The sequence below is a fragment of the Luteimonas sp. A534 genome (assembly GCF_054072805.1).
On sequence record NZ_JBSVRR010000004.1, the window covers coordinates 219,622 to 244,032 of the forward strand.

General features: G+C 67.0%; 26 protein-coding genes and 1 tRNA gene. 1 reads left to right on the forward strand and 26 read right to left on the reverse strand.

Features of this window, described 5'->3' with window-relative positions; translation table 11 throughout:
* Nucleotides 1–46 precede the first annotated feature (46 nt).
* Nucleotides 47–1,105, forward strand: coding sequence for a diguanylate cyclase (locus tag ACW5F0_RS11240; protein ID WP_456999758.1), 1,059 nt, complete (start codon nt 47–49; stop codon nt 1,103–1,105).
* On the opposite strand, the gene ACW5F0_RS11245 is transcribed toward ACW5F0_RS11240, so the two are convergent.
* From ACW5F0_RS11245 to ACW5F0_RS11370, 26 genes are all read right to left on the reverse strand, one after another.
* Entirely contained in the window at nt 1,084–2,121 is a 1,038-nt protein-coding gene (locus ACW5F0_RS11245) for a TraB/GumN family protein (RefSeq protein WP_456999759.1), read from the reverse strand. The two genes, ACW5F0_RS11240 and ACW5F0_RS11245, sit on opposite strands and share 22 nt — an antisense overlap.
* A gap of 195 nt (nt 2,122–2,316) precedes the next feature.
* Nucleotides 2,317–2,460 (reverse strand): hypothetical protein, encoded by a 144-nt coding sequence (locus tag ACW5F0_RS11250; protein WP_456999760.1) that lies wholly within the window; start codon nt 2,458–2,460, stop codon nt 2,317–2,319.
* Between the two features lie 153 nt (nt 2,461–2,613).
* A tRNA-Pro gene (locus ACW5F0_RS11255) sits at nt 2,614–2,690 on the reverse strand.
* Between the two features lie 40 nt (nt 2,691–2,730).
* Complete coding sequence (locus ACW5F0_RS11260) at nt 2,731–3,087, reverse strand: MerR family transcriptional regulator (protein ID WP_456965838.1); 357 nt, start codon at nt 3,085–3,087, stop codon at nt 2,731–2,733.
* A complete protein-coding gene (ihfA, locus tag ACW5F0_RS11265; protein WP_456965837.1) occupies nt 3,080–3,382 on the reverse strand; it encodes an integration host factor subunit alpha in 303 nt (100 codons plus the stop codon). Before ihfA ends, ACW5F0_RS11260 begins: the two co-directional genes overlap by 8 nt.
* Before the next feature lie 13 nt (nt 3,383–3,395).
* On the reverse strand, nt 3,396–5,780 hold the full coding sequence (pheT, locus tag ACW5F0_RS11270; RefSeq protein ID WP_456965836.1) for a phenylalanine--tRNA ligase subunit beta: 2,385 nt from the start codon (nt 5,778–5,780) through the stop codon (nt 3,396–3,398).
* Nucleotides 5,781–5,790: 10 nt separating this feature from the next.
* Complete coding sequence (gene pheS / locus ACW5F0_RS11275) at nt 5,791–6,801, reverse strand: phenylalanine--tRNA ligase subunit alpha (protein ID WP_456965835.1); 1,011 nt, start codon at nt 6,799–6,801, stop codon at nt 5,791–5,793.
* A 118-nt stretch (nt 6,802–6,919) separates the two neighbouring features.
* The gene (gene rplT / locus ACW5F0_RS11280; protein WP_456965834.1) at nt 6,920–7,279 is read right to left on the reverse strand and encodes a 50S ribosomal protein L20; all 360 of its coding nucleotides are present in this window, start codon (nt 7,277–7,279) and stop codon (nt 6,920–6,922) included.
* A gap of 13 nt (nt 7,280–7,292) precedes the next feature.
* Nucleotides 7,293–7,490: a 50S ribosomal protein L35 gene (gene rpmI / locus ACW5F0_RS11285; protein ID WP_055249161.1), complete on the reverse strand. Its 198-nt coding sequence runs from the start codon at nt 7,488–7,490 to the stop codon at nt 7,293–7,295.
* A 232-nt stretch (nt 7,491–7,722) separates the two neighbouring features.
* Nucleotides 7,723–8,244, reverse strand: coding sequence for a translation initiation factor IF-3 (gene infC / locus ACW5F0_RS11290; RefSeq protein ID WP_456966015.1), 522 nt, complete (start codon nt 8,242–8,244; stop codon nt 7,723–7,725).
* A 93-nt stretch (nt 8,245–8,337) separates the two neighbouring features.
* Entirely contained in the window at nt 8,338–10,242 is a 1,905-nt protein-coding gene (gene thrS, locus ACW5F0_RS11295) for a threonine--tRNA ligase (RefSeq protein ID WP_456999761.1), read from the reverse strand.
* Between the two features lie 271 nt (nt 10,243–10,513).
* A complete protein-coding gene (locus tag ACW5F0_RS11300) occupies nt 10,514–11,638 on the reverse strand; it encodes a DUF6792 domain-containing protein (RefSeq protein ID WP_456965832.1) in 1,125 nt (374 codons plus the stop codon).
* Nucleotides 11,635–12,324 (reverse strand): hypothetical protein, encoded by a 690-nt coding sequence (locus tag ACW5F0_RS11305; protein ID WP_456965831.1) that lies wholly within the window; start codon nt 12,322–12,324, stop codon nt 11,635–11,637. Before ACW5F0_RS11305 ends, ACW5F0_RS11300 begins: the two co-directional genes overlap by 4 nt.
* A 46-nt stretch (nt 12,325–12,370) precedes the next feature.
* On the reverse strand, nt 12,371–12,985 hold the full coding sequence (locus ACW5F0_RS11310) for a hypothetical protein (RefSeq protein WP_456965830.1): 615 nt from the start codon (nt 12,983–12,985) through the stop codon (nt 12,371–12,373).
* A 56-nt stretch (nt 12,986–13,041) separates the two neighbouring features.
* The gene (locus tag ACW5F0_RS11315; protein ID WP_456999762.1) at nt 13,042–13,665 is read right to left on the reverse strand and encodes a TrbM/KikA/MpfK family conjugal transfer protein; all 624 of its coding nucleotides are present in this window, start codon (nt 13,663–13,665) and stop codon (nt 13,042–13,044) included.
* A gap of 160 nt (nt 13,666–13,825) precedes the next feature.
* Complete coding sequence (locus ACW5F0_RS11320; protein ID WP_456965828.1) at nt 13,826–14,365, reverse strand: DUF4189 domain-containing protein; 540 nt, start codon at nt 14,363–14,365, stop codon at nt 13,826–13,828.
* A 62-nt stretch (nt 14,366–14,427) separates the two neighbouring features.
* Nucleotides 14,428–15,504 carry a type IV secretion system protein gene (locus tag ACW5F0_RS11325; RefSeq protein ID WP_456965827.1) on the reverse strand — a complete coding sequence of 359 codons (1,077 nt, stop codon included), beginning with the start codon at nt 15,502–15,504 and terminating at the stop codon, nt 14,428–14,430.
* Nucleotides 15,505–15,536: 32 nt separating this feature from the next.
* Complete coding sequence (locus ACW5F0_RS11330; protein WP_456965826.1) at nt 15,537–16,313, reverse strand: flagellar cap protein FliD N-terminal domain-containing protein; 777 nt, start codon at nt 16,311–16,313, stop codon at nt 15,537–15,539.
* A 91-nt stretch (nt 16,314–16,404) separates the two neighbouring features.
* A complete protein-coding gene (locus tag ACW5F0_RS11335) occupies nt 16,405–18,870 on the reverse strand; it encodes a VirB4 family type IV secretion/conjugal transfer ATPase (protein WP_456965825.1) in 2,466 nt (821 codons plus the stop codon).
* A gap of 2 nt (nt 18,871–18,872) precedes the next feature.
* Complete coding sequence (locus ACW5F0_RS11340) at nt 18,873–19,187, reverse strand: type IV secretion system protein VirB3 (RefSeq protein ID WP_456965824.1); 315 nt, start codon at nt 19,185–19,187, stop codon at nt 18,873–18,875.
* 6 nt (nt 19,188–19,193) lie between these two features.
* Nucleotides 19,194–19,562, reverse strand: a complete 369-nt coding sequence (locus ACW5F0_RS11345) for a TrbC/VirB2 family protein (protein ID WP_456965823.1) — start codon at nt 19,560–19,562, stop codon at nt 19,194–19,196.
* A 78-nt stretch (nt 19,563–19,640) separates the two neighbouring features.
* Nucleotides 19,641–20,453, reverse strand: coding sequence for a lytic transglycosylase domain-containing protein (locus tag ACW5F0_RS11350; RefSeq protein WP_456999763.1), 813 nt, complete (start codon nt 20,451–20,453; stop codon nt 19,641–19,643).
* A gap of 16 nt (nt 20,454–20,469) precedes the next feature.
* Nucleotides 20,470–21,516, reverse strand: coding sequence for a P-type DNA transfer ATPase VirB11 (gene virB11, locus ACW5F0_RS11355; RefSeq protein ID WP_456999764.1), 1,047 nt, complete (start codon nt 21,514–21,516; stop codon nt 20,470–20,472).
* 14 nt (nt 21,517–21,530) lie between these two features.
* On the reverse strand, nt 21,531–22,703 hold the full coding sequence (locus tag ACW5F0_RS11360) for a TrbI/VirB10 family protein (RefSeq protein WP_456965820.1): 1,173 nt from the start codon (nt 22,701–22,703) through the stop codon (nt 21,531–21,533).
* Nucleotides 22,700–23,470 (reverse strand): TrbG/VirB9 family P-type conjugative transfer protein, encoded by a 771-nt coding sequence (locus ACW5F0_RS11365; RefSeq protein WP_456965819.1) that lies wholly within the window; start codon nt 23,468–23,470, stop codon nt 22,700–22,702. The genes ACW5F0_RS11360 and ACW5F0_RS11365 overlap by 4 nt, the downstream gene beginning before the upstream one ends.
* Nucleotides 23,467–24,402 (reverse strand): virB8 family protein, encoded by a 936-nt coding sequence (locus tag ACW5F0_RS11370; RefSeq protein ID WP_456965818.1) that lies wholly within the window; start codon nt 24,400–24,402, stop codon nt 23,467–23,469. The genes ACW5F0_RS11365 and ACW5F0_RS11370 overlap by 4 nt, the downstream gene beginning before the upstream one ends.
* Between the last annotated feature and the right edge of the window lie 9 nt (nt 24,403–24,411).

Consider the following 24,411-nt stretch of genomic DNA (forward strand, 5'->3'; position numbering starts at 1 on the left):
ACCAGCGTTGCAGGAACCAGGCACAGCCGACGCGCCGCGCGCGCATGTGACGATACTCGGCTCCGAGCGCGCGCGCGCCGCGCTGCCCGGGCGCATCTATCGCTATCGCATGCTCGGCATGGGACTGGGAGCGCTTGCGATGGCGATGGTGCTGCTCGAGATGCGCGCCGGCCCGGTGCGCTGGACGCTGTGCGTACTCACCGGCCTGGCCTGGCCCCAGCTCGCCTACCAGTTGGCCCGGCGCAGCGCGTCACCGTTCCATGCCGAGCAGCGCAACCTGATCGTGGATTCGGCGATCGCCGCGCTGTGGGTGCCGCTGCTGCACTTCAACCTGCTGCCGAGCATTCTGTTGCTGGCGCTTTCAGCCGCCGACAAGATCAACACCGACATCCCCGGGCTGTTCCGGCGCACCTTGCCGGTCTCGCTGGCCGCCCTGCTGGTGGGTGGCCTGGCCACGGGTTTCGCCTTCCAGCCCGAGTCGAGCACGGCGGTGATCCTGGCCTGCCTGCCGATGCTGCTGATCCACACGCTGGTGGTCGGCCTTGCACGCCTGCGGCTGGTGCGGAAGGTCATGGAGAAGAACCAAGAGCTTGACCGGCTCGGGCGCACCGACATGCTCACCGGGCTGGGCCTGCGCAGGCACTGGGAGCACCATGCCGCCGTCGCGCTGCACCAGGTCCATGCGGAGGCGCGTCCGGCGACGCTGGTGCTCATCGACATCGACCGCTTCAAGCAGACCAACGACCGCCACGGACACCTCGCCGGCGACGCCCTGCTGCGCGAGGCGGGCGCCGTACTTCGCGGCGTGCTGCGTCCCGGAGACATCGCCGGGCGTTACGGCGGCGACGAGTTCGCGGTGGTCTGCCCGGGCACGGGACTCGAAGATGCGCTGGCATTGGCGGAGGCCTACCGTGCGGCGGTCGAAGGCATCTCGCTGTCGCAGGCGCCGGGGCTCAGCTACTCGGTGAGCATCGGCATCGCTCCGGCGCAGGCGAACCACGCGCGTATCGAGGACTGGATCCACGCCGCCGATGCGGCGCTGTACGAAGCCAAGCGCCGCGGTCGCAACTGCCTGATGGTGGCTCAGGGCGACTCGATCGCGTAGCCGCGCGCGGCCAACGTCGCCAGCATCCCGTCATCGCCAAGCAGGTGGTGCATCGGCAGCAGCGCGAAGCTTGCGGGATGCTCGGCCAGGGCCTCCTCCACGTTCGACAGCCAGGCCTCCTTTGCGCGACGCGGCAGGTCGTCGATGCCCAACCTCTGCGCCAGCGCACTGCCGGTCACCGCGTCCTGGCAGGTCGCGTAATGGTTTTCCCAGGGCAGCGCACGCAGCCCCTCGATGTCCCCCACCGCCCAGGCATTGGCGCGTGCACGCATGTTGTCGAGGTCGGTTTCGATCCTGTCCAGGGTACCCGCGAAGCACTCGCGGTCGGCGAGGTCGCTTTCGTTGAGCTCCTTCAGCACGCCTTTCGGATCTTCCAACTTCAGGCGGACCGTGGTGTCGACCAGCGGCACGCCGGCGGCCTTCCGCGCCTTGGCCACCACGGGTCCCACCACGCCGCCCATACGTAGCCCGGACTTGCGCAGCGCCGCTTCGTACAGCTCCTGGGCCGCGAGCAGCGGGCGGCGCTTCTCGACGCCGCGGTCGCGGCCCATGTAGCGCGCCTTGAGCACCTCCCAGCGCGCGTACAGCTCCGGGGACACCATCTCGCGCAGCGGCCGCTTGCCCGGGTTGTTGCGCGCGCGCAGCATCGATGGCAGCAATGCCATGCCGCGGAAGATGCCGATGTCGGCATCCACCACCACCGCCGGCGACGAGATCACCACCCTGGCATCCGCGATCACGGCCTCGACATCGTCCGACATCCACTCCATGCGCCGCGGCAGCGGGGACACCGTGCCCAGGATGTAGAGCACGTTGTCGCCGCTGGAGACCTTCCACATGCCGGGACCGGGCTGTGCGCCGGAGACGACCATGGCTTCGAGGTCGACGATGCCGTCGTCGGCCTCGGCCGCGACGGGGACGGCTTCCGGTTCATCCATTCCAGCGGCGGCAGGAACAGCCACCAGCGCGGACAACAACAGCGTCGCAACGATTGATCGTGCCGGCTTTGCAAACATGCAGCGCCCTCCCTCGGGTACGCGGTGGATGATCCTTGGAGCGTGATGCGTGCGCTTTGTTCCCCTGTTGCGGAGAAGCGAAGCTGGCAACGGGTTTACCACCATTGCCGCAAGAAGAAGGCCCCCGGAATACGGGGGCCGCGAGTGGAGCAGACGGGGCCGTGACGTCAGGCCCCGTCGTCAACTACGGGGGCGCTATTCCTCTTCTTCACCGCCCTGGCCCTTTTGACCCGGCTGGTTCTGCTCGCGCTGGCCGCCTTGGCCTTGCTGGCCTTGCTGGCTCTGCTCGCGCTGGCTGCCTTGGCCCTGCTGGCCCTGCTTTTGATCGTTGTTGCCCATCTGAGCCTCTCCAATCCGACGATGTGTCGGGAGTAGGTTCAAGGTGCGCGCCGCGCCGTCAAGGTGATGTCACATATTGCTGAATGTGCACAACGAAAAAGCCCCGGTTTCCCGGGGCTCTTCGTCTGGATGATCTTGCACCATCCTGGTATTTGGTCGGGGTAGCCGGATTCGAACCGACGACCACTTGTCCCCCAGACAAGTGCGCTACCAGGCTGCGCTATACCCCGGTCGGAGAATTATAGCGGCAGCGGCCGCACTTGGGGAGGTTCAGCGCCGCAGCAGCTGCAGCACTTCTTCCAGCTCCATCCGCACCTGGCGGATGATCTGGCTGCTGAGCGCGGACTCATCCTTCGCGCCCTCGCCCTCCAGGCGCAGGCGGGCGCCGCCGATGGTGTAGCCCTGCTCGTACAGCAGGCCGCGGATCTGGCGCACCATCAGCACGTCGTGGCGCTGGTAATAGCGGCGGTTGCCGCGGCGCTTGACCGGACTGAGGCTCGGGAATTCGGTTTCCCAATAGCGCAGGACGTGCGGCTTCACGTCGCACAGCTCGCTCACCTCACCGATGGTGAAGTAGCGCTTGGCCGGGATCGGCGGCAGTTCGCGGTTGCTTCCGGGGTCAAGCACGGCTGACTCCTGCGTAGGCCTCGACGCGCTCCTTGAGCTTCTGCCCCGGGCGGAACGTGACCACGGTGCGTGCGGAGATCGGGATCTCCTCGCCGGTCTTGGGGTTGCGGCCGGGGCGCTGGTTCTTGCGGCGCAGGTCGAAGTTGCCGAAGCCCGAAAGCTTGACCTGGCGTCCACCCTGCAGCGCTTCGCGCAGCGCAGTGAAAAACGCATCGACGAATTCCTTCGCCTCGCGCTTGTTCAGGCCCACCTCTTCGTACAGCCGCTCTGCCATTTCCGCCTTCGTCAACGCCATGCCAGCCCCCTGGTCAGCTCCTGATCCGTGCGCCGTGCGCACCCGCGACCGCGTCGGTGACCGAGGCCACGACCGCATCCACATCGCGGTCTGTCAGCGTGCGCGAATCATCCTGCAGAATCAAGCCCATGGCGACACTCTTGAATCCCGTTTCCACGCCCTTTCCGGCGTAGACATCGAACAGGCGCAGGCTGCGCAGGAACGGTCCGGCGGCCGCGGAAGCGGTGGCTTCAAGCGCACGCCACGCGACGTTGTCGGCGACGATGAATGCGAGGTCCCGACGCACCGACGGAAATTTCGAAAGCGGCTGCGCACGCGGCAGGTCGCGCATGACCAGCGCGGCCAGGTCGAGCTCGAACGCCACCACGGCGTGATCCAGGCCAAGCGCCTGCTGCAGGCGCGGATGCAGCTCGGCGATCGCACCGACCACGACGCCGTCGCGCAGCACGTCGGCCGCGCGACCGGGGTGCGCCCAGGACGGCGCGGCCGGGCGGAACTCGAGCCGTGCACCGGACAGCGCAGCGAGCGCCTCGAGGTCACCCTTGAGATCGTGGAAGTCGACGCGCCGCGCGGCAATGCCCCACTGCTCGGCGACCACGTCGCCGCTGGCGACCGCGGCGATGCGCGGCGTCTCGCGCGGGGCGTCGCCGGCGGTGTCGGCCTTGGCGAACACCTTGCCGAGTTCGAACAGGCGCACGCGCCCCTGCTGCCGGGCGGCGTTGCGCGCCAGAGCGTCGACCAGCCCGGGCAGCAGCCGCGGCCGCATCACGCCCAGCTCGGCGCTCAGCGGATTGGCCAGCGGCACCAGGGCCTCGTCGGCCTGCCAGCGTTCGAGCAGGCCGGCATCGACGAAGGCGTAGTTGATCGCTTCCAGATAGCCGCGACCGGCCAGGGCGCGACGCAGGTCGTGCTCGGGCACCTTGCCTTCCGGCGGCGACACCAGGCGGGTGGACCCGCCCGGCAGCGTCGTGGGCACGGCGTCGTAGCCGTGGATGCGCGCGATCTCTTCGATCAGGTCTTCCTCGATCGCGAGGTCGAAGCGGCGGGTCGGCGCGGTCACCGTCCAGCCATCGGCGACGGCCTCCACGCCCAGGCCCAGCGCGCGCAGGATGCGCTCGACTTCGGTGTCATCGACCTGCACGCCCAGCACGCGCGCGAGGCGGTCGCGACGCAGCATGATAGCTGCAGGCACGGGCAGCGCGTCGGCCAGCACGGCCTCGGTGACGGGGCCTGGCGTACCGCCGGCGATGTCGAGGATGAGACGGGTCGCGCGTTCGATCGCGGTGCGCGGCAGTTCCGGGTCCACGCCGCGCTCGAAGCGGTGGCCGGCGTCGGTGTGCAGGCCAAGGCGGCGGCCGCGGCCGATGATCGCGGCCGGGGCGAAGTGCGCGGCTTCCAGGAACACGCTGCGCGTGGCGTCGGTGACGCGGGTATCGAAGCCGCCCATCAGGCCGGCCAGGCCCACCGGGCGATCGGCGTCGGTGATCACCAGGAAGCCGTCGTCGAGCGCGGCCTCGCGGCTATCGAGCAGCAGCAGGGATTCACCCTTGCGGCCGCGGCGCACGCCCACGGAACCCTTGAGCAGGTCGCGGTCGTAGGCATGCATCGGCTGGCCGAGTTCGAGCATCACATACTGGGTGACGTCGACCAGCAGCGACAGCGGCCGGATGCCGCTGCGGCGCAGGCACTCGGCCATCCACACCGGCGTGGCTCGGGTGGCGTCGATGCCCTCGATCACGCGACCGAGGTAGCGCGGCGCGTCGGCACCGGCACCGGCGTCGAGCATCACCTCCACGGTGGCATCGCTGGCGGCCGGCACCGGCGCGGCGTCCAGGTCGGCGACCGCGCCGCCGCAGGCCGCGGCGACGTCGTAGGCGATGCCACGCACGCTGAAGCAGTCGGCGCGGTTGGGGGTGAGCTTGAGCTCGAAGCTGGCGTCGGGCAGGCCGAGGTAAGCGGCCAGCGGCGCGCCCACCGGCGCATCGTCCGGCAGTTCCAGCAGCCCGGAGGCGTCGGCGTCGATGCCGAGCTCCTTCGCCGAGCACAGCATGCCGTTGGACTCGACGCCGCGCAGCTTCGCGGCCTGGATGGTCAGGTCGCCCACCTGCGTGCCGATGGTCGCCAGCGGCGCCACAAGGCCCGGGCGCGCGTTGGGCGCGCCGCAGACGATCTGCAGCATGCCCGCGGCGCCGGCGTCGACCTGGCAGACCTGCAGGCGGTCGGCCTCGGGATGCTTTTCCGCCGACACGATGCGCGCGACCACGACGCCGTCGAGCGCGGCACCCAGCACCACCACCTCTTCGACCTCGAGGCCGATCGCGGTCAGGGTCGCGGCGAGCTCATCGCGCGTGGCCCCGGTGGGGACGTGCTGGCGCAGCCAGTTCTCGGAGAATTTCATCGATCGGGCCTCAGGCGAACTGGCGCAGGAAGCGCAGGTCGTTGTCGAAGAAGCTGCGCAGGTCGTCGACGCCGTAGCGCAGCATCGCGAAGCGCTCGACGCCCATGCCGAAGGCGAAGCCGGTGTAGCGCTCGGGGTCGATGCCGACGTTGGCCAGCACCTGCGGATGCACCATGCCGCAGCCCAGCACCTCCAGCCACCGGGCGCTGCCGTCGGGCTGTGCCCAGGCGATGTCGACCTCGGCCGAGGGCTCGGTGAAGGGGAAGTAGCTCGGGCGGAAGCGCATCTCGAAGTCACGCTCGAAGAACGCGCGCACGAACTCCGTGAGCGTGCCCTTGAGGTCGGCGAAGCTCGCGCGCTCCTCCACCAGCAGGCCTTCGCACTGGTGGAACATCGGCGTGTGGGTCTGGTCGGAATCGCTGCGGTAGACCTTGCCCAGCGCGATCATGCGCAGTGGCGGCGTGCCGCCGGCAGCGAGCAGGTCCTGCATGTAACGGATCTGCACGCCCGAGGTGTGGGTGCGCAGCAGGCGGCCATCGCCAAAATAGAACGTGTCGTGCATGGCCCGCGCCGGATGGTGCGGCGGGAAGTTCAGGGCCTCGAAGTTGTGCCAGTCGTCCTCGATCTCGGGGCCGTCGGCGATCTCGTAGCCCAGGCGCCCGAAGATGTCGGCGATGCGCTCGATGGTGCGGCTGACCGGGTGCAGTCCACCCGCGTCGCCATTGCGGCCGGGCAGGCTCACGTCGATGGTTTCCGAAGCCAGCCGGGCCTCCAGCGCCGCGGCATCCAGCCCCGCCTTGCGCTCGAGCAGCGCGGCTCCAAGGGCGTCGCGGGCGCGGTTGATGGCCTCGCCGGCCGCCTTGCGCTGGTCGGCGGGCAGCCCGCCAAGCGACTTCAGCTGCGCGGTCACGCTGCCGCTCTTGCCGAGCAGGGCCACGCGCAGCGCCTCGACGGCATCGGGCGTGGCGGCGGCGGCAATGTCGGCGAGCGCCTGCTCGCGGATGTGTTCGATCTGGGTCATCGGGGCACCATCGAAGGCCAAAACGAAACATGGGGAAGGACTTGCGCCCTTCCCCATGCGTGTATCGCGATGTCCGCCTGGCGGCGGTGCCCAGGGCACCGCGCACCGGCGACACGTCTTACGCTGCGAGCGCGCCCTTCGCCTTCTCGGCAAGCGCGGCAAAACCCGTCGCGTCGTGCACGGCGATGTCCGCCAGCACCTTGCGGTCAAGGGTGATGCCGGCCTTCATCAGGCCGTTCATGAAGCGGCTGTAGCTCAGGCCGTTGATGCGGGCCGCCGCGTTGATGCGGACGATCCACAGCGAGCGGAAATTACGCTTCTTCTGCTTGCGACCGATATAGGCGTACTGCAGGGCCTTGGTGACGGCCTGCTTGGCAACGCGGAACACCTTGCGGCGCGCGTTGTAGTAACCCTTGGCCTGCTTGAGGACCTTCTTGTGACGGCGGCGCGCCTGCACGCCACGCTTTACTCGTGCCATTGTTCAGTCCTCCTCAGAGATACGGCAGCATGCGATCGAGACGACCGCTGTCGCATGCAGGAATGTGGTTCGTCTGGCGGAGGTTGCGCTTCCGCTTCGTCGCCTTCTTCGTGAGGATGTGGCTGCGGTTGGCATGGCCCGCCTTGTACTTGCCGGAAGCGGTCTTCCGGAAGCGCTTGGCCGCGCCCCGATGCGTCTTGATCTTGGGCATTGCTGTGTCCTTGTCGGTACGTCTTCTACTGGCCCGGGCGGTGGCCTGCGCCACGCTTTCCGTCCTGCCCTTGCCTGTTTGATGGCCCCGGGTCCCTTGGGGAAGCCGAGGCGGGTCCAACCGGCCCACCCGCATTGCGGGCGAACCGAGCCGCGCATTATGCACGCGGATTGCTTACCGTTGCAAATCATGGGCTTCGCGGCGGGATCGCCCCCGCCCTGCCCCCCGTGGCCTACTTCTTCTTGGGCGCGATCATCATCACCATCTGCCGGCCTTCGAGGCGGGGCCTGGACTCGATGACGATGTCCTCGCCGAGGTCGGCTTCGATGCGCGCAGCCATGCCGCGACCGAGCTCCTGGTGGCTCATCTCACGGCCACGGAAGCGGATGTTGACCTTGATCTTGTCGCCTTCCTCGAGGAAGCCGCGCATCTTGCGGAGCTTGATCTGGTAGTCGCCCTCGTCGGTCACCGGACGGAACTTGACTTCCTTGATCTCGACCTGCTTGGTCTTCTTCTTGGCTTCGTTCGCCTTCTTCTGCGCCTCGAACTTGAACTTGCCGAAGTCCATGATCTTGCACACCGGCGGATCGGCATTGGGCTGGATCTCGACGAGATCCAAGGCCTCTTCCTCGGCCATGGCAATGGCCTCGTCGCGCGTGAGCACGCCGATCATTTCACCATCCGAGCCGATCACGCGCACGCGCGGCACGCGGATTTCTAGGTTCCTGCGGTTCTGCTTGTCCGGGGTACTGATATTGCAATCTCCGTGGGTGGAACGTCCTGGCAGGGTCCCGGATCCGGAACCCACGGCGCCTGCCGCATGGCAGGCAACCGGGCTACATGATACTCAGGGACCCCGCTCTGCGTGCATCCGGGCCGTGAAATCGACCAGCGGCATCGAGCCCAGGTCCTCCCCGGCACGCGTGCGCACGGCGACCGTGCCCTGTTCTTTCTCGCGGTCCCCCACCACGAGCAGGTACGGCACGCGCTGCAGCGTGTGCTCGCGGATCTTATAGCCGATCTTCTCGTTCCGCAAATCCGATTCCACCCGGAGGCCTTGATCCGCAAGGGTTTTCCGGACGTCGTCGGCCCAGTCGGCCTGGGCGTCGGTGATGTTCATGACCACCGCCTGGACCGGAGCCAGCCAGGCCGGGAAGGCGCCGGCGTGCTGTTCGATCAGGATCCCGATGAAGCGCTCCATCGAGCCCACGATGGCGCGGTGCAACATGACCGGCGTGCGCTTCTGGCTGGCCTCGTCCACGTATTCCGCGCCAAGACGGCCCGGCATCATGAAGTCGACCTGCATCGTGCCCAGCTGCCAGGTGCGGCCGATGGCGTCGCGCAGGTGGTATTCCACCTTGGGGCCGTAGAACGCGCCCTCGCCCGGCAGTTCCTGCCATTCGACGCCGGCGGCGGACAGCGCGGCGCGCAGGGCAGCCTCGGCCTTGTCCCAGGTGGCGTCGTCGCCCAGGCGCGATTCCGGGCGCAGGGCCAGCTTCACCTGGACCTCGGTGAAGCCGAAATCGGCGTAGACCTTCATCGCCTGGGCGTGGAAGGCGGTCACTTCGGACTCGATCTGGGCCTCGGTGCAGAACACGTGGCCATCGTCCTGGGTGAAGCCGCGCACCCGCAGGATGCCGTGCAGCGCGCCAGACGGCTCATTGCGGTGGCAGGCGCCGAACTCGCCGTAGCGGATCGGCAGGTCGCGGTAGCTGTGCAGGCCCTGGTTGAACACCTGCACGTGGCCCGGACAGTTCATGGGCTTCACCGCATAGGTCCGCTTCTCGGACTCGGTGAAGAACATGTTTTCCTTGTAGTTGTCCCAGTGGCCGGACTTCTGCCACATGCTGACGTCCAGGATCTGCGGGCAGCGCACCTCGCCGTAGCCGCTCGAGCGGTAGACGCCGCGCATGTACTGCTCGACCACCTGCCACAGCGCCCAGCCCTTCGGGTGCCAGAACACCAGGCCCGGCGCCTCTTCCTGGAGGTGGAACAGCTCCTGCTGCTTACCGATGCGGCGGTGGTCGCGCTTCTCGGCCTCCTCGATGCGCAGCACATAGGCCTTGAGCTGCTTCGCGTCGGCCCAGGCGGTGCCGTAGATGCGCTGCAACTGCTCGTTCTTGGCATCGCCGCGCCAGTAGGCACCCGAGGTGCGCAACAGCTTGAAGGCCTTCAGGAAGCGCGTGTTCGGCACGTGCGGGCCGCGGCACATGTCGACGTATTCCTGGTGGTGGTACAGGCCCATGGCCGTGACCTCGGGACCCATGTCATCGATCAGGCGCAGCTTGTAGTCCTCGCCGCGGGCCTTGAACGTGGCGACCACTTCGTCGCGCGGGGTCATGCGCTTGATGACGTCGTATTCGGTGTCGATCAGCTCGCGCATGCGCTGCTCGATCGCCACCATTTCGTCGGGCGTGAAGGGCTGCTCGCGCCAGATGTCGTAGTAGAAGCCGTCCTCGATCACCGGCCCGATCACCATCTTGGCGTCCGGGTACAGCTGCTTGACCGCGTGCCCGACCAGGTGGGCGCAGGAGTGGCGGATGATCTCGACGCCCTCGGGGTCCTTCGGGGTCAGGATCTGCAGGCTGGCGTCGTGGTCGATGATGTCGGAGGCATCGACCTGCCGGCCGTCGACCTTGCCGGCCACGGTGGCCTTGGCCAGGCCCGGGCCGATCGACTCGGCGACCTGCATGACGGTGACGGGGGCTTCGAACTCGCGGCGGCTGCCGTCGGGGAGGGTGATCGTGATCATGGTGATGGGGTGTCTGGTGGGTGCGGGGCCGCCTCGCGCGGACGGACCCGGAGGCATGAAAAAAGACGCCACGCGGGCGCCTTCCGGATCGGGCCGCGGGCGGGTTCAGCAGTAATCGGTGGTAGTCGCCATGTCGCACGCTCGGCCGGCGCTCTCACGCGGGCCACCTTTGCCAGGGGAGTCTCCGGCCGATTCCAGCCGCCCGCCCCGTATTGTGCCAGATCGCCCGCCCCAGACCCGGCCTGCCGCGCCGGACACGAGGCCGGGCGCGTCAGCCGCCCAGCTCCATCTGTGCCGCCTGCCGCGCCGGCATGTGATTCACCTGTGCCTGCGCATGCCGCTCGCGGTGCTCCGCCACGTCGTGGTCCCACTGCGCACGCACCACGGGATCAACCTCCCCCACGATCAGTTTGTCCAGGCGTTCGCCTGGTGCGCTCGCAGAAGCGCCCTCGCGCGCCTCGCGGGCCGCAGGTTCGCCGGCGGGCAGAGGGCCCCGGATCGCGTCCACGCCATCCCGGATCAGCCCAGCCCCGCCACGACTGCCGATGGTCACACCGCGACGGATGTCGTTCATGTCGTCGCGGTAGTTGTCGATCAAGCGCGCATGCTCCCCCGCAAGCCACTGCGTCGCAGGATTCCGGACGACTGAAACGTCAGGCCTGCCCTGCCCGTCAACGTCGAGGAAGTTGTGCATGCTGTGCGCCCCGAACGAACGCGCGGCCACCACCAGCGTCAGGTCCGGCGTCACCGCATCCAGGATGCGGTTGTCGTGGTAGCCGCCGGCACGCAGCCGCCCGATCTCTTCGGGCAGCGCGTAGACACGCACCTGGCCGTAATGCGGGCTGGCCGCGCTCACCGGGTCGGTCGCCATCACGTGGTTCAGCACATCGTGCCCGCCCTCCGGGATGCGGCGGTCCAGGCTGGCGGCCCCGTAAGCGTTGAAGGTCTCGCCGCGAAGCCCGAAGTGGTGCGCCGTGGCCTGGGCCAGGGTGCCACCGAGGGAGTGGCCGGTGACGGTCACCTCGGGCGCATGTCCATAGGTGCCCACGACATCCTCGCTGCGCGACTGGTCGACTGCCCAGCGCGTGAGCTCGACGGCATCCTTGATCTGGACGTTGTGCCGCGCCATCGCCATCCCGGCGTCGGCCAGGCCGTCGCGAAATGGTTCGCGGTCGAACTCGGTGCCGCGGTGGGCGACGACGATGGCGCCCGTATCGAGCTGCTGGTAGACCGTTCCCTGGTAGCCGGTGCGCGGATTGTCGACGTGCTTGAGCAGGTTGTACGCCACGCCGTCGAGGTCGACGGTCTCGTTTCTCCGCGCACGCAGGGCGAGGTCGCCCTCACGGTCGTACGTATGGTCCGCGAGCACGGCATGCTGGCGGGTGCCGGGCTTCATGGCGTCGGCCCCAGGACACTGAGCGTCACTTTGAACACCTCGTCGTCGCCGAGGTGGGCCATGGACGCGCGACCGGGCCGGCCGATCAGCAACGGGTCGTCCATGGTCGAACGGGGATGCCGGGGATAGGCGGCCTTCAGAAAGTAGAGTTCCACCCGGCCACCGGCGGCAGCCACATCGCCCCTCGAGTTGGCGATGAACCGCGTCTCGCCCTCCGCGCCAGTGGCCATGAGCTGCGCCTGCACGTTCACCAGTGCCCAGTGGCACACGCCGCGGCCGTGGTAGTCCTCGTCGACCATGCCATCCGCGACAACGGTACCGCGCCAGACCCCGTCGTCGCCCTTCTCCAGCGCGAAGGGGATCGTCCGCGTCGGCACGGGCGAGGTATGCCCGCCGGGGTTGGCGTCCGGCGGCGGCAGGCAGGTCCGGTTGGTGACGTTGAACTGCATGGCCCCCTGGACATATCCGAAGTCCCCGGGCAAACCTTCGATGCGGACTTCGATGCCTTGGGCGAGGCGGGGAGCGGGATTTTCCCTGTACTCGGGCTTGACGGTTTCATTCATGGCGGCACTGCAGGCAAGGGTGGACGAGAAAAGGATCGCGGCGAGAAGCAGGCTGCCGCTTCCCCGGGAAAGCCCCGCACCGCGTGCGCATGGCGGATCTTGCATTGTGGATACCTCGTTCATGGTCGAATCACTTCGTCTGGATCCAGATGCTGGCGGGTGCCGGGCCTCATGGCGTCGGCTCCGAGGCACTGAGCGTCACCTTGAACACCTCGTCGTCGCCGAGGTGGGCCACGGACGCGCGACCGGGGCGGCCGATCACAAACGGGTCATCCGTGATCGAGCGGGGATGCCGTGGATAGGTGACCTTCGGGAAATAGAGTTCCGCGCGCCCACCCGCGGCCGCCACGTCGCCCTCCATGTCCGCCATGAACAGCGTCTCTCCCTCCGCGCCAGTGGCCTTCAGCTGCACCTGCACGTTCACCAGCGCCCAGTGGCACACGCCGCGGCCGTGGTAGTCCTCGTCGACCATGCCATCCGCGACAACGGTGCCGCGCCAGACCCCGTCGTCGCCCTGCTCCAGCGCGAAGGGGATCGTCCGCGTCGGCACGGGCGAGGTATGCCCGCCGGGGTTGGCGTCCGGCGGCGGCAGGCAGGTCCGGTTGGTGACGTCGAACTGCATGGCCCCCTGGACATACCCGAAGTCCCCGGGCACACCCTCGATGCGGACTTCGATGTCCCGGGCGAGGCGGGGCGCCGGGTTTTCCCTGTACTCGGGCTTGACGGTCTTGTTCGCATCAACGCTGCAGGAAACGGTGGATGAGACGAGGAGCGCGGCGAACAACAGTCCGCCGCGTCCCAGGAAAGGCCCGGCTCCGCGCGCGCATGGCAGGGCGGGTTTCAGCGCTCCCACCAGTTGCTACCGATACCCCGCCCGCCGTTCCCGCCGTTCCGGCGCTCGGCGTCCTCGCGCTGGATGCGCGTGTTGTAGGCCGCCAGGGCGCGATCGTAGTCGCCGGCCTCGACCCAGTGGCCTCCGCGCCCCGGGTCGCCGACGTAGCGGGCCTGGCCGTCACCGAGATCGGTGTACTGGTGCCTGGTGTACTGGTTGCAGTACTCGGGCAGCTGGTTGCCGATGTACACCTGGCCGTCGTCGCCACCGCTCCAGAACGTCAGGGTGCGGTTGAGCGACGCCGCATCGCAGCGACCGGCGCCTCGCGAGATCGCCTGTACGAGGCTTGCCATCTCCGGCGTCTGGTTCGAGGCCGGGCACATCTCGAGGAAGTCGAGGCGGGCCTTCAGCGTATCCGACAGCTTTCGCTTCTGGATGTTGAAGTACCGCGAGAGCGAAGGACTGCATTCGCTGGGCCGGGTACCGGAAGACAGGCACACGACGGCCTCGCAGGCGAGGCGCGTGTCGCCGGTGAGCAGGTCGTTGCCGACCTGTGCCCGGGCCTCGCCAGTCGAGGCGAGGGCGAGGACGAGGCCCAAAGTGAGTGCAATGGCAAGCAGGGCATTCTTCATGATCGGTCAGCTCCATTTCCCGGACGGGTGTGTCCCAACTGTGCCGGCGCGCCCCAGCGCGCCAGTTCCATCTGTTGCGGTTCCTGCGCATGGCGCGCCCGTGCACGGCTTGGAGGACAGGCATCAGCGTTCCAGCCCAGCCTGCCGGTAATGATCCGGCTCACCCCCCCCGCCCCATGACCCGTACCGGAATCGTGCAATCGATGTGCACGACCTCGCAATCCGGCCCCGCGCACTCCTCCAGCACCATCTGCGATGCCAGCGCAGTCGTTTCAGCGGCCCGCGCCCCGAATCGCCGCCCCGATGCAAGCGTCGGCAGCGCAAGCGCCGCGCACTGCCCCGCATACCAGAGCACGACCTTGCATGCTTGGGCACCGGTGGCCTCGCATTTCTCCTGCGCCAGGCGTTTTGCCTCGCGCCGTGAGTACGCTCCGTTCACTGCGCCGAAAACGCCAGGCTGGCCATCGGTGGCGATATCGATCGCGATCGCCCCCCAGGTCCGCTTCCATTCGGGCTGCGGCGGCGGCGGGACATAGAAGCCGACGCCGGTGCCACAGCGTGCACTGGAGACACCCTGGCATGTCTGCGCCCAGACCGGAGCCACCAAGCCCAGCAGGACGAGACCCAACGCCAGCCGCAGCCCACGACCAGTGCGCGGCCGAGGGCCCTCCAACGAATCCATTCGGGTAAACGTGTTCATCGAACCTCCTTGATTCGGACCCGCCCCCCCGGGCCGGTCTGGCAGCGTTTCCGCTGCGATTCCTAGTACGTCGCCCGGGACTCGGCGACACGATGGCCCGCGGGGGGCGCTTCCTCCGGCACGGCACGACTGGCCTGGGCCGTCTGCCCCGTATAGCCTCCCTGGCCAGGTTGGCTGCCTGGCGCCACCCCTCCCATCTGGGTGAATGCGTTCGCACCGTAGAACTGGCCGAGCGTGCCCTGGAACAGCATCGCCGCCATCGGCGGCGCGCTCACGATCAGGGCGGTCATGATCAGTCCGAGGCCGCCCTGCTGCATCGCCATGTTGGTCATGCTTTCGGCGCTGCCGCCGAATCCGAGGGTATTGGTGATCCAGAATGCCGCGCCGACCGCCATCACGATGTCCAGCGCGAGCGTGGTCATCACGCTGAGCAGGGCCATCGAGAAAAGCGCCCCGATGCCGTAGAGCAACCACTTCTGGAACAGCGGCTTGACCGGCTCCCACAGCAGGCAAAGGATGAAGAGCGGACCCAGCCCCAGGATCAGCCCGATGGCGATCTTGTTCAGCATCAGTGCGATGGCGCCCATGATCGCGGGGCTGCCGAGCCCGACCCCGACGAACCACATCGCGCGCTCGCGCTCCTTGGACAGCACGTCGTCGCCGTCGGTGTTGACCGAATCGATGCTCTGCAGGGCGACCTGCATGATTCCAAGGGTACGGTCGATGTTTTCGTAGGGCGATGTCCCGTCGCCGTCGCCCGTCATCGTGCTGTTGACCGTCCGTGCGAGCCCGTCGGTGAGGGTTCCGTAGATATCGCCCCAGCCCACCGCCACCCCCAGCGCCACGCCGACGATGAACGTGGCGCGCAGGGAATTCACCATCAGCGCCATCATCGACTCGCGCGACTGCCCGGTGACGATCCGGTAGCCCTGGATCATGATCCAGAGCGTCAGCAGCAGGATGCCCAGACCGCCGAGGACCTGGATCACCCGCCTGCCGAGGTTGGGCAGGTACTCGTTCATCAACTCGTCGTCGATGAACGCGTTGATCTCCGAGAAAAACGTCATGTTCGAGAGATCTGCAAGCGGGAGGCTGGTCCAGTCCGAAGCGGCACCGGCCAGCTGGAGAACGCTATCCATCGAGGTCATCCATAGTGGTGGAAACGGGCCGCTCAGCGATCGCGCTGACGGGCCGCCTGCAACGCAAGCTTGAGCGTGCCATGGGAGACGATCTGGCCCACCAGCGTGTCGCCGCGGCCACTCTCACCCCTCAACACCACGGCAGCAACGCGCTGGTTCTCCTCGCGCAGGCCCAGGAGGAAGGTGTTGTAGGCCTCGAGCGTGGTGGCCTTGGCCTGCAGGTCCGCCTGGATCTGCGCCTCGATCACCTTGATGTCGTAGTCGATGACGCCGAGCCGGCCGAACTCGTCGTCGCCCAGCGAGTTCCGCTCGGCGATAAGGGCCTGGATCTCAGCATCCTTCGTGCGAATGTTCTCGAGCACCTTGCGCATCATGTTGAAGCGGCGGTTCTCCGTCTGGACGATCCGGACGCACAGCGTGTACTGCTGCTTGCGCGCATCGATGTTCGCGCCTCCGGTAGGCGCAGCGGCGCCGCATTTCTCTGCGGCGCCTTCGTTCACTCCACGCTCGGGGAACGTGGAATCGATGTCTTCGCGGAAGCTGGTCTGGCTGGAGAACGCGGCCATCTTCAGCTTCATCTGGTCGTACTGCTTCATCTGTGTCTGCAGCTGCTCCTTCTGCTTCTGGAGCTCGTCAAGCATCTGCCGGTACTGCTCGACCCACGCGAACTTGCTGATGCCCAGGTGCACACCGTCGACCACGGGAATACCCGAAGCCGAGGCGCCCTGCGTGACGAGGACCAGCGCTGCGACGAGGACGACGACGAGGCCCCGCCGGCCGCTTGCTTTCTGTGGAAGACGATCGTTCATTGCGTTCCTCCTGGTGCTTCGATATCGGAGCCCCCCGCATGGGAGACCCGGGGACTGCCGTGCTGCGCCCGCGCGGGTGCACTCCGGCCTCTCATGCCAGCGTCGTCCTGCGACGATGGCCACCCACCTGCTCCTCCGTCCGGGCACGCGAGCCCTTGCGCTCTTCATAGAAGCGCGGAAGCCACTGCTCCGGTCGCAGTTCGCTTGCCTCAACGCCCAGGCGCGCGGCCTGCTCGGCAAGGATGCGATGCATGATCTCGATGTTGTCGGTGCTGGCGGAAATGACGGCCAGCGCGTCGTCCTGCCCACCCAGGTTGAGCTGGCACACCGTCGAGGCATGTCCCTGCTTGACCAGGAAGCATCGCGACCGCTCATCGAGCCCCTTCACCACGCGGTACTCCGCGTCGGTGAGCTTCAGGCCCTCGATGTAGTCCTCGCGGCTGGCATTCGGGTTGGGCAGCAGGATCAGGGTGGCGGTCTGCTCCACGAGCGCCGCGGAGATGTCGCTGTTCAACGCATCCTCCGGGCTCTGGGTGGCGAAGATGCCGAGACCGTTCTGCTTCCGGATCGTCTTCTGCTTGTTCTTCGCGAATTCCTTGAGACCGCCACCGCCATCCAGGATTTTCCAGAACTCGTCCATCACGTAGATCAGCGGGCGTCCGTCGATCAGCGACTCCAGCCGATGCAGCAGGTAGTTGATCACCGGCACCCGGACCTCGGGATTGTCGATCACTTCGGTGTAGTCGAAGCCGATGATGCTCGCGCGGCCCAGGTCGATGGTATCCACGGGGTTGTCGAACACCCAGCCAAGGGCGTTGCCCGCGGTCCACTTGCGCAGCCTGGCGAACAGCCCGTCGTCGCCCATGTTGGGCAGGCTCTTCTGGAAGTTCGTCATCGACCGGAGCGGCATCGGCGTGTCGAGGATGTTCTCGACCGCGCGGAAGATCTCCTCGTCCTCGCGCGCGGTGTAGTGCAGCTTGCCGGCGAGCACCTTGACCAGGTCCGCCAGGAACTGGATGTTGGCCTCGGTGCGCTCGCACTGGAAGGGATTGAAGCCCGAAGGCGCGCCGTTCTCCAGGGCCAGGTAGTTCCCGCCACAGGCGCGCACGAAGATCTCCGCGCCGCGGTCCTTGTCGAAGAAGAAGATCGTCGGCACGGGATCGAGCTTCTGAACCTGGCTGAGGAGGAAATTGATCAGCGCGGTCTTGCCCGTACCCGACTTGCCGATGACCATCGTGTTGGCGATGGCCTTTTCGCCGAGCGAGTTCTCGGATGGGTGCGTGGCGTGGAAATTGAAGTAATAGGGCTGGCCGTTCGTGGTCTGGAGCACGGTGACGCACTCGCCCCAGGGGTTGTTGCCGGGCTTGCCGGTGGCGAAATTGTGCAGCGGCGACAGCCCGAGGAAATTCAGGGAGCTGACGTTGGCCAGGCGGGTCCGGTACTTCCAGTTGCCCGGGAGCTGCGAGTAGAAGGACGACGACACGGCGAGGTCCTCCTTGGCCGAGACGAAGCCGGCGTTGGACAGCTCCGCGCGCGCCGTCGCGATCTGGTGCGTGAGCTTCTCCTGCGTGTCGGCGTACAGGCTCAGGATGAAGTGGTACTCGCCAAGCACGAAGTTGCCCGATGCCAGCTCATCCATCGCCACGTCCAGCTCGACGATCTGGCTGACCGCCTTGTCGCCGGAGGAGATCATCATGCCCTTGGTACGGTCGAGCACCTTCAGCGCGTCCTGGCGCCCCATGGGGCTGAATGAGTGGGTGATGACGTACTCGAAATCCAGGTACTTCAGGCCGTTGAGGATGCCCGGCCAGGTCCCGTCGGTGTACTCCTTGATGTTCAGCACCGCACCGAAGTGGTTGGTTCCATCCGGCGCCCTGACGACGAAGTCGCCGGTTTTCGAAGAGAACAGATGGCTGCTGACCGGGAGATAGTCGTAGACGGGTGCGTCCAGCACCGGCACCGGCTCGGTGATCCGATTGAGCAGGTAGCCATAGAACTGGAGTGCTTCGGAGAACACCACGCCGTTCGGGCCCTCGTACATCCCCAGCCGGACCGGCGAGTAGTCCTTGAGCACGGCCTCGACGTTGCCCGCAAGCTCAAGCAGCTTCTCGACCGCCTGCTCCTGCTCCGAGCGGAGTCGCTCGACGCTGGTCGACTTCTCGATGAAGCGCTTGCCGGCGACGACGGGCCGGTAGATCAAGGTCAGGTAGAGCTCGTTGACCATGATCTTGCGCGACGACAGCGCCTGGAAGTACTCGTCGGAGAGCTGCTGGTTGAAGGCCTGGTCGAAGTTGCTCTCCACGTCCACGCGGCCGCGCCTGCGGATGTCGTGGACCCAGAACGCGACGTTGACGAAGTCCGGCGCGCGCAGCGTCTGCAACATCCGGTTGAATGTGTTGTGCCGGTGTTCGAGGTCCCATTCCTCCCGCCCGACGAACGGCAGCCCGGCCAGTCGCCAGACCAGCAGGAAGTCGCCCTCGCGGGTCTTGATGACTTCCGGCGCGACATGCGTCGAAAGCGGGATGAACTCGGCGATGGGGGCATCTGGCAACGACATGGTCAATCCAGGCGCGAACCGTGGATGCGGCTGCGGTAGAGGTTGGGCGAGAACACCCACATCCCGGCGTGCAGGTCGCGGTTCCTGGCTTTCACCAGGAACCGCAGCCGCAGTCCGAGCAGGCGGAAGATCATCTCGTCACGCCTGGCCATCTGCCGCATGACGACGATCACCATGGGCAGCAGGACCAGGCAGAACATGTTGATGTAGAACGTCAGCAGGATGCAGACGCCGGCTCCGATGGTGAAGGGCACGTACGGCACCCCCATGAACATCGGTGGCCGCGTGCACCCCCTGAACAGCACGTTCTTCCGCATGGGTGGTCAGGCAACGTACGGAAGCATGTTGTTGAGCAGCGAGGTCCCGACGCCCGAACCCACGGTGTCGGGAACCAGCATCTTCGCGATCTGCGCCGCGGCGCCGATCAGGAAGCCGCCCAGCAGCACCGGTGCGACATCGCTGATGCGCTTGTGGTTGAACGCGATCTGGTAGCCGGCAAAGATGATCGCGATCGTCACCACCGCGATCGACGCGAGGTTCAGCAGCGAGTTGAGGTTGTTGAGGAAGGTCGACACCCTCCCCTGCGCCTCGGCGGCGTCCTGCGCCAGTGCCAGTTCCGGCATCGCGACGCAGGTGACGAAGGCGACGGCCATGAACAGGGCCCGTCCCAGCTGCTTGGTCTGATCGGTCATTTCGGATTTCATTCCTCTACTCCTCGCTTGGTCGTGGTTGACGCGGTGGTGTCGAACGGGCTTCGCACGGCTGGCCCATCAAAAAACGAATGCTTCGTCGCGGCCGCCCCTGGCCGCCTCGGGCGCGCTCCGGCGAACGCCGTGCGCGCCGGTGCTCGTGTTGGTGTCCTGGACGCTGGTGTCCGCGCGTGGCGCCGAAGGGGCCGCGGCTCTCGCGCCCGTGAACTGCACGACGACGGGGCCTTCGGCCGATGCCGCAGGTGCAAGTGCGCGCGCAGGCGATGGCGCCGTGGCGGCGACAGGCTCCGGCCGTTCGGTCGCCTGCGGTATCGCAGACTCGGGCAGGGTCCTTCGTTCCATGAGATCCCGGGCGGGACCGTCCGTGCGCCGCGCCCAGTCCAGGGCTTCGGGCCGCTCGATGCCTTCGATGCCGATCGCGGCAGCGCCCGCCTGGACGGCGCCCGCCAGCGAGGCCATGACTTTCTGGACATAGCCGTGGCGGAAGCCGGTGACGAAATTGCCGGAGTAGTAGCAACTGAAGGCCTTGCCCCAGTCACCGCCTGCGCGGGTGTGGCAATCAGCAAGGATCCGCGAACCCGCTTCCAGGTTCGGACAGGCCTGGAAGGCACGCGCATAGTCGGAGAGCCCGTACGTGGCGAGGTTGTGCCGGTTCACCTGCGCCAGCCCGACCGAGAAGTTGTATCCCTTCCCCTCGAGCATGCGCGCGGTCGCCACCGCCTCCGGGAGCGAGCGCGGCTGGCGTACGAGCCGGCCACCCACGACCCCGATCGCGTAGGGATTGGAGGAGGATTCGATCCTGACGACGTGCTGCATCACCTCGGCGGGGACCGCCAGGTCCGCACAGCCCATCAGTTCCATCCCTGGCAACATGCCATCACCTCCCCGGTCACTGGACACCCCCGGTTCCGGCCATGGCCCGGCGCGGATCGAAATCGATCCCGGTGATATAGCGGCGCCCGGCATGGGCCTTGATGTGCACCATGATGTCGATCGTCATCATCAGCAGGCGCTTGATCACGGCGAACTCCAGCCCGGCGCCCTCGCTGGATGCCTTCACCATCAGCGCGAGCTGGTCCCATGCCTGCGAGGTGCTGCCGGCGTGGCAGCTGGTGATCGAGCCGGGATGCCCGGATGCGCAGTTGCGGATGAAGTAGAACGATTCGTCGCCGCGCAGCTCCGCCAGGATGATCCTGTCAGGCTTCATGCGCAGGCACGCTTCCATGCAGGTTTTCGCGGACACGTTGCTGATGCTCTGCCCACCCTTCGAATACAGCAGGTGCACCACGTTGGGCTGCGGAATGAACAGCTCCCTCGCATCCTCGATGGTCACCAGGCGCTCGCTGTGCGCGATGTGGTTGACCAGCGATTTCATGAACGTGGTCTTGCCGCTTCCGGTCGCACCGGCCACCACGATGTTCTTGTGGTAGGTCACGGCCTTGCGGAAAAAGCCGGCGTAATCACGCTTCTCGCGCAGCTCGAGCAGCTCGCGATCGTGGTCGTCGACGTCGCCGTCCTGTTCGAGGATCTCCGCGAAGAAGCCGTCGCGCTCGTACTGCTCCAGCGACTTGCTGAACTTGGCCGGCAGCCGGATCGTGATCGACACCTTGCCCGGGTCGCAGGCGGGCGGCATCACGAACTGGGCCCGCTGGCCGGTCGGAAACGTGAGCGAGACCATCGGGTCGGCGTCGGTGATCCGCTGGCCGGTGTTGCTCTCGTTGACCACCGCCGTGCAGAACTGCCGCGCGCGCTCGAACGTAAGCTGCGGCGCTTCGACGCGCCGCCAGCCGTCGCTGACCGTCTCCAGGTACAGCTCGCCCGGCCTGTTGACGCAGATCTCGGTGACGTCGTCGGACTGGAGGAACTCGCCGATCCCGAGCACCTGGTACTGGTACTCGAGGAAGTCGTTGGAGACCTTGACAGCGGGGGCGTCCATTCGCGATGGCTGCGTCAGAGGAGCACGGACGAGAAGTCGACGTCCTGCGCGACGTACACGTTGACGACCTCACCCTGGTTGATCGTCACCGTGGCCGGCCGGCTCATGCTCTTGTCGAGCGCGAGGTTCGCGAGGCGCTCCATGGTCCTGGCGGTGTTGCTCTCATAGGGGCTCTGCACCACCGTGCCGTTGGTGATGTCCACCTGCTGCGGACCATGCTTCGCACCCGCGTACTTGAACGCGTCGCTGAGCAGGCTGATCAGGAGCGCCGAGCTGATGCGCTGCGGCCAGTGCGCGTCATAGTGGCCGGGATGGCCGGCGCTTCCGAGGTTGTCGACGCCGGGGCTGCTCATGTTGATGTCGAGCCCGTTGGGCGTGGTGATCCTGTCCCAGACGACAGCGACACGGTTGCCGCCGATCGCATCGGAACCGTAGGTCCCGAGCACCTTCGCGCCCTTGGGCAGCAGCATCCGCCGGCCATTGATGGAGTACACCGGCTCGGTCACGATGCAGGACGTGAAGCCCGGCACGTCGGTGACAACGCGAGTCTCCAGCACGCAGCGGATGAGGGTGCCGCGCACCATCAGCGAATCCGGCCGGTACAGTGGCCTGACGCTGGCGTCGCCTCCGAAGCCGTTGCCGGTCTGGCCCTGTGCCTGGAACGCATCCGCCTGCGACGCGATGGCATCCATGCGCGACGCGTAGTCGTCCACGGAGTCGGAGCCTCCACCGGCACCGAATCCTCCGCCGTTCTGCATCCTGCGCTCCAGCAGGCTCGGACCGCTGAAGCCGGACGCGAGGTTCTGCGGCAAGGGGATCGACGGAGCAGGCGCCGGCGCCTGGGCCAGCGGGAGCGGCATGACCGGATCCGGGTAGATTTCCGGAGGCAACGGCGGCAGCGGCATGTCGTTGGGCGCGTCGGGAATCACCACCCGCTCTTCCGCTCCCTGCCTCGCGCCCTGGTCGGACGCACCGAAGCCACCCAGCAACCAGAAGGCCGCGACCATCAGCAGGGCGACGATGCCCACCAGGAATACCAGCGCCTTGCGGTTGAGCCTTTGGACGTCGGCCGAGCGCAGGACGGGGGCGCCTGCGTCGAGATCGGGAGCCCCCGATTGCCTCGCGTAGTACGGGTTGGCCGCGGCATCATGCGAACCGGCCTGGCTGTTGGGCGTGTTCTCGTTCACTTCTGCAGCCTCCTGCGCAGGCCAACGGTGTTCTTGCCGTGGCGGATCACGAGGTACGGGTACGTGCCGTGGACGATGATGGTGTTGCCCTCGACCGTCGTGTTGACCATGAAGTCGTCACCATGCTCGCGCTCGCGCCCGAACACCGCAGGGAAATTACCGGTCGGGAACTCGTCCACGTCGCCCATCCGCACGTAGGTGAAACGGCTGTCGTCGTAGACGGTCGCCGGCACCAGCCATTTCGGCGCTTTCCGTGGCGCGGAGAAATCGTAATCGAAGTTGTAGCTGCGTTCGGGATGGATCCCGGTGTGCAACTCGTTCAGTGGCTCGTCCACCACGGCCGCTGCCGCCGCGAACTCGGTGCCATTGGGATAGACGAACCTCACCTTGTACTGCACGCCTGCGCGTTTGGCCTGGTCCAGCGCGCGCCAGTCGGTCGCCACCACCTTGAGCTCGAAGATGTACGAGTTGCTACCGGTACGCACCATCATGTTGGTGTCGACGTCGACGTTCTTGGGACGCAGGTAGAACACGTTCCCGCGGCGCGTGAGTTCCCACCCGCTGCTGAAGCCGGTGCTGTAATCGAGGATCTCCTCGTGCGGGCTGAGTTCGATCTGCGTCGTGATCCCGAGCCCCGTGCGGATCTGGTAGATCGCATCGGGGCGGTACTCGTACTCCTCGATCGCCTGCGCGGCCACCGGAAGCGCGAGCAGCGCCAGCAGGATCGCAATGCAAAGGCGCGGAATCAGGTCTTTCAAACGGCTCATCGTGTGTTGGCTCCATTGGCCGGGGCAGGCTGGACGGCACCACTGGCCGGGATTGCGGAATCCACGCCGGCAGCGGGCGCGCCGGCCACGTCCGGGTCTCCTTCGACGGACAGCGGCTCGGATGCCTCGCCGGCAGGCACCATCGGCATGCTGTACCCGGGCGCCTGCTGCGGCATCGAGGGATCGGGGAACATCGGATCGGCTGGCGGGACAGCCGCGTAGTCGTTCTCGACGCGGTAGTTGTTCACGCGGAAGCCGAGGGGGTTGAGCAGGCGATCCTCGTCGCTCAGCCTCAGGTTTGCGTTGTAGCTGAACTCCACGGTCGCGATCTTGCTGTCCACCGGCTCCGAGCGTCCGCGGCTCTTGTCGTAGAGGCTTCGCTGGAAGCGCACGGTCGCACCCGTATAGGGCTGGTCCTGCCCGCCGATCAGCGTGATGCTGAGGATGCGCACGTGCATCGACCGGCTGGCCCCGTAGATCGCCGCGGGGCGCCGCGGGTTGTCCACCGCGTGCGCAGCGATGTAGGCGGGCGACACGCGTCCACCGGCCATCGACAGCACGGTGCGCCAGTTACGCTGTCCAACCAGGCCCGAATCATAGGATTCGCGTGCCAGTACGAACTGGGCGACGTTGCTCTTGCTGATGGCTTCCTGGCGCGTGATGCCGGTGTCGTCCAGGCTGCCCTGCAGGCGCGCGACGGTCGCGGTACCGGTGTACGGATCCGCCATCACCAGGTAGGGCACCTTCTCCTTCAGCGGAAGGAACACGAAGTAGCCGCCAGCCAGGATCAGCGACATCGTCACTGCGCACCAGGCGACCAGCCACGCGCGGCGCTGGCTCCTGCGGGCCATGTCGGCAACGGTCAACTCGAAGTTGACCGACCTCGAGACCGCGCTCTCGACCTGCGGCGTGGGTGTCTTGCGTCCGAACATGATGCGGCC